Source organism: Dyella sp. (assembly GCF_036568765.1).
Lineage (GTDB): Bacteria > Pseudomonadota > Gammaproteobacteria > Xanthomonadales > Rhodanobacteraceae > GSA-30.
Map to the genome: position 1 here is coordinate 1 of NZ_DATCRY010000284.1, position 5,188 is coordinate 5,188.

4 protein-coding genes and 1 pseudogene are annotated in these 5,188 nt (G+C 61.1%); 2 read left to right on the plus strand and 3 right to left on the minus strand.

From position 1 onward, the window contains the following. Window positions 1-248: pseudogene (locus VIM98_RS18160) on the plus strand (glycosyltransferase family 2 protein); the annotation flags it as partial. 79 nt (window positions 249-327) lie between these two features. Here the strand turns inward: VIM98_RS18160 and VIM98_RS18165 are convergent. Together VIM98_RS18165 and lpxL are read right to left on the minus strand one after the other, a co-directional pair. After that, window positions 328-1,272: a VirK/YbjX family protein gene (locus VIM98_RS18165; RefSeq protein WP_331994511.1), complete on the minus strand. Its 945-nt coding sequence runs from the start codon at window positions 1,270-1,272 to the stop codon at window positions 328-330. A 192-nt stretch (window positions 1,273-1,464) separates the two neighbouring features. Beyond that, on the minus strand, window positions 1,465-2,400 hold the full coding sequence (gene lpxL / locus VIM98_RS18170; protein WP_331994512.1) for an LpxL/LpxP family Kdo(2)-lipid IV(A) lauroyl/palmitoleoyl acyltransferase: 936 nt from the start codon (window positions 2,398-2,400) through the stop codon (window positions 1,465-1,467). 89 nt (window positions 2,401-2,489) lie between these two features. Here lpxL and waaA point away from each other — a divergent pair, with 89 nt between their 5' ends. Next, the gene (waaA, locus tag VIM98_RS18175) at window positions 2,490-3,755 is read left to right on the plus strand and encodes a lipid IV(A) 3-deoxy-D-manno-octulosonic acid transferase (protein ID WP_331994513.1); all 1,266 of its coding nucleotides are present in this window, start codon (window positions 2,490-2,492) and stop codon (window positions 3,753-3,755) included. A 77-nt stretch (window positions 3,756-3,832) separates the two neighbouring features. Here the strand turns inward: waaA and VIM98_RS18180 are convergent, their stop codons facing one another. Continuing rightward, entirely contained in the window at window positions 3,833-5,164 is a 1,332-nt protein-coding gene (locus VIM98_RS18180) for a TolC family outer membrane protein (protein WP_331994514.1), read from the minus strand. Window positions 5,165-5,188: the final 24 nt, after the last annotated feature.

The window sequence follows — 5,188 nt, forward strand, 5'->3', positions numbered from 1 at the left end:
ATACCAGCGGCATGGTCGCGCATAAGCTGCGCAAGCGGCAGCGCTTTACGGGCGTGCGCATGGTGCTCTACCCGCCGCTGTTCTTCCTGCGGCAGTACATCGGCAAGCGATATTTTCTGAGCGGTTGGGCTGGCTTCATCGCTAGCGTCACCGGCGCGTTCTATGCCTTCCTGAAATACGCCAAGCTATATGAGGCGCGCAGAAGCGAGCGACGTTCCTCGCGCCAGGAAGTGAGCGGAGAGAAGTGAGGGTGAGTAAGAAGCGCCGGCGGTTTTTCTGTCTCCCCGCCTCTACCTCTCCGCTTCTACTCACGCCAAGAAGGTCCCGTCAGGCCGCCCTGCGCAACGGATCTCCGATGCGGCCGTGCATCGCCTGCACGAACATATGACAAGCTTCCCAGCGCAGTGCTTCGCGCTTACGGAACGCGGAACGATGCTTGCTTTCCACCTGATTTTCGTCGCGCACCGGTTCGCGTGCGGGCAGATCGTAGAAACCGTCGCGGTGCCGTTGGCCTCCGCACTCTTGCCAGAAGCTGTCGTAGTCGGCCTTGATCTTGCCGCGCGTCGTTGCAAACGGATGCGCTTGCTGGCTCACGCCGCGTACATGCGTCATGCCGCGGTCCTCGGCGAATGCCAGTAGCATCGATAGCAGGAGATTCTTCGGGCGCAGGCCGTGGGATTGCCGGGTCAGCGTTCGTACGGCCTCGCGGCCAAGCTCGGAGCATGCACCTTGCAGGCAGCCGATCAGTAAGCTGTCGCCATTGTCGCCATTGTCGCCATTGTCGCCATTGTCGCCAATGGTGAAGATCAGCGAAGAAAGTACCTGATGCTGTGTATTGGTCAGCTGCAGGCAAAGCTCTCCTTCGCGTCCGCGACCGCCGGGCATGGCGAGCTTGATGAGCAGAATACTGGCGTCTTTGAGCTGTATCTCGCCCAGCGTCACAGCACCATCGCGGTACATCGCATCGATCGGCGAAGCAGAAAGATGCGTTTGCACAAAGCGATGATGATGGAGGATGGTGTTGTAGCGTGCGGCAATGCCCATGCCGCTATTGATATAGCGATGCATCGGGCGATCGAACAGGTACCGATCGCGCTCGAGGGCTGCAGCCATGCCAGGAGTCGCATAGATGAAGCGCAACCACGCGGCTTGGGCGCGTCCGTGGATCACGCAGCGAGCTGCATACTTGATGGCATAAATCGCACGTTTGGCACGCGACCCGTGCCAATCGCGACGCTCGCGCATGGAGCGAAGGAACAGCTTGAACGACATGGCGCATCATGGCCTGGTGAAAATCCTGGAATGGATTTCTACCGGCAGTCGCCGTCATGTATCTGTCGCTTGCTGTCGTGTGTCTTTCGTGTTGCTCGCGGTTTAGGAAAAGAGTGCGAAGCGACCGGCGAGGACGCGAGTTCGAAAGGCTGGTGCAAGCATGGAACGCACTGGCTTTTCCGCTGAAGGCTTTCAATAAATCGGCGGTTCACCTTCGGGCCGTGTCTTGAAACGCTTATGTACCCATAGATACTGCTCAGGCGCTTCGCACACCATCGCTTCGATGCAACGGTTGATGCGTGCCGTATCGGCGTGTGCATCGTCGCTGGGGAAGTCGCTCAATGGCGCACCCAGGCGCAACGCATAGCCGCGGCCATCGGGCAGGCGCCGATGGAAGAACGGGATTACCGATGCCTTGGACAAGCGCGCCAGATGGTGCGTAGCAGTGATGGTTGCAGCCGGTATACCGAAGAACGGTACGAAGGCGTTGTCCTTGCTGCGCATGTCCTGGTCCGGCGCATACCACAGGGTGCCGCCGCCGCGCAGGTATTTCACCGTGCCACGGATATCGTCTTTGTCGAACATCGCGTCGGCGTAATCCAGGCGCGAACGCAGTACGGCATATTCGAACACTGCCGAATCCATTTGCCGGTACATACCCGCGATGCGCATGTGCTGCGAGACCAGGCGCGCGCACAGTTCGAGGTGCGAGAAATGACCGCCGACCAGCAGCACGCCCTTGCCCTGCATGCGGGCGGCCTGCAGATGCTCCATGCCTTCGATGGTCACCGGCACGCGCTTGACGGCCCGGTCGCTGCCCATCCAACCCAGGGCAAACTCCATCATCATCAGGCCGATGTCGTGCAGGTTCGCGTCGACCAGCGTGGCCTGTTCGGCGGGAGACAGTTCCGGAAAGCACAGCGCGATGTTGGTGGCGGCCACCTTGCGCCGCGGCGAGCGCACGCGCTGAACGACCCAGCCCAGCCAGTGGCCGAGCCGCATCAGGGCTCGATAGGGCAGCCGGGCGATGAGCCAGATCACGGCCAGGCCAATCCAGGCCGGCCATTGCCGGGGCGAGAGCAGGGAAAGCTGGAATGTGGGGCGAGGTGTACCGGGCATTCCTGCCATTGTAGCGGGCTGTCGCACAGCTTGCGCCGCCGGGAGGGAAGGGGGGCCGGGTATACTCCCGCGTTACGCTTGTAAGCTAGGACAGCCCGTTGCGTTACCTCTATACCCTGGCCATGTACTTGGCGACGCCGTTCATCGTGCTTCGCTTGCTGTTTCGCGGGGTGCGCTATCGCGACTACCACCGGCGCTGGCGCGAGCGGTTCGGCTTCTCGCTGGCGCCCGCCGTGCGCGGCAGCCTGTGGGTCCATGCGGTTTCCGTCGGGGAAGTGAATGCCGCCGAGCCGCTGATCAAGGCGCTGCGCAATAGCTACCCGAATGCGCCCTTGGTGGTGACCACGGTGACCCCGACCGGCTCCGAGCGTGTACGTCAGTTGTTTGGCGACAGCGTGGTGCACGTCTATCTGCCCTATGACTTGCCGTTCGCGGTCTCGCGCTTTCTGAAGCGCGTGCGGCCACGCCTGGCCATCATTGTCGAGACCGAGATCTGGCCGAACCTGTACTTTGCCTGCGGCAAGCGTGGCATTCCCATGATGATCGTCAACGCGCGCCTGTCCGAGCGTTCGTTGCGTGGTTATCGACCGCTCGACGGCATCGTGCGCCAGGCTTTGCGCAGCGTGCGCGTGATCGCCGCGCAGTCGCGCACCGATGCGGCCCGCTACCGCCTGCTCGGTGCCGATCCGTCGACGATCCTGGTCAGCGGCAACATGAAGTTCGATATGCCTGTGCCGTTCGATGCGGTCAACGCCGGGTCGCATCTGCGGGAGCAATGGGGGCGGCTGCGACCCGTATGGATCGCCGGCAGCACGCATGAGGGCGAGGAGCTGCCTGTGCTCGAAGCGCACCTCGATGTGCTCAAGCGATTGCCCGATGCATTGTTGCTGATCGCCCCACGGCACCCGGAGCGCTTCAAGCTGGTGGAGAACTCGGTGCGCAGCCTGGGATTCACCCTGGCCACGCGCAGCGTCGAGCGGGTGCCCTCGGCGGCGCACCAGGTTTTCGTGATCGATTCCATGGGGGAGCTGATGCCGTTCTATGCCGCTTCCGATCTAGCCTTCGTCGGCGGCAGCCTGGTGCCGATCGGCGGGCATAACGTGCTGGAGCCGGCGGCACTCTCACGCCCAGTGCTGGTTGGCCCGCACACCTTCAATTTCGAGGAAATCACCCTTACGCTGATCAACGAAGGCGCGGCTGAGCGGATCAACGACAAGGACGAGCTGGGTAGCGTGACGGTGCGTCTCCTGCTCGATGCCGTCCAGCGCGAGAGGATGGGCGAACGCGCGCGCCATGTCTTCGACAGCGAGCGCGGTGCGGTAGAGCGTGTGATGCGCTTGATCGATCAGCAACTGCAGGAATAGCCGGGAGGCATTGCCCCTCGGGCATAAAAAAACGGCGCCGGGAGGCGTCCGTTTTGTCGTGAGTGACATGGCTGCCGCTACTGCAGCAGCGCGTTGATCTCTTCCATATCCTTCATGTCGATCGTGCCGGCCTGTTGCTTGAGCCGTAGCTTATTCAGTAAGAACTGGTGACGTGATTGCGAATACAAGCTCCGCGCCTGCATCAGGGTCTGAATCGCGGTCAGCACGTTCAGCATGGTCTGGGTGCCAACTGTGAAGCCCGCGCGTATGGCATCGAGCGCTTGCCGGCCGGAGTCCACGCCGGCCTTGGCGGCCTCCATCTGGGCGATGCCTGTCACGGCGGCACGATAAAGGCTCAAGACATCGCGAGTGACCCGGCGGCGCTGCGATTCCAGGGCGGCCCGAGCCCCATCGCTGTGGTAAGTCGACTGTCGGACCTTCGATTGAGTGGCGCCACCGGAATAGATTGGGATGTCCAAACTCACGGCGATCTCCCCACTCTCCCGTCTGTTTGTGGCAGGTGTAACGTCAGCGTTGTTGCGATGCGCTGCCCAAACGTCGGATTTGCTATGGGCCACCGATGCATTGAGGGTCGGCAAATGTGCAGCCTTGGCCGAATAGATACTGCGCACGGCCGATTGGACCTTGTGGCGCTGTGCGGCAAGAGCTGGATTGTTCGTTGAGGCCAATTGCACCCAGACACCGGGTATAGCTGGTGAGGGCGGAATCATTGGAATATCTTCACGCAACTTCTTCAAATTACCCGCCGGCTTGCCTGTGAGCTGTCTCAGCACCTCCTTCGTGTTGCTGAGTTTGGCCGTTGTCTGGATAGTGTTTGCCTTGGCTTGTTCATATGCCGATTTGGCCAGATACATAGGGGTAATTGCAGACAGGCCGGCTTTGAAGTGCTCATCGGCCTGCTCGTAGGCCTGGCGTAAAGCCTCTTCATTCGCTATGACAAAGGAAAGCTGGTCGGTCGCGATCAGCACGTCGAAATAAGCAGCCGCAGTGCGCACATACAGCTCCTGGATCGCCGCCCGGTAAGTGGCGTTCTGCGAGTCCGCCTCCGACATGGATGCAGATAACTCGGCCCACCTGGCTAAGTGGTTTACCTGTTGAATCGTGTTGATGGAAGCGTTGCGTGAGCGGGCGAGATCAGAAAGGAGTGGAGCGCTGTTATTGAGATCTGTATTGCGGTCGCGGGCTTGCTTGAGCGAAATTACCCCTTTGGCTTGCGGGAGAAGCAAGGAACGGCTTTGCTGCACGTCTTCTGACGCGGATAGCCGTTTTATATCGGCTTGAGAAAGCACCGGATCATTTGCGTATGCTTCGCGGTAGACATCCAACAGGTCCTCGCCGTGGCCCGTGAGCGGAATCGTTGCAAGTGCCAAGGTAAGGGCCAGTGGCATCAGCCGCGTCGTGGGGTATCGGCG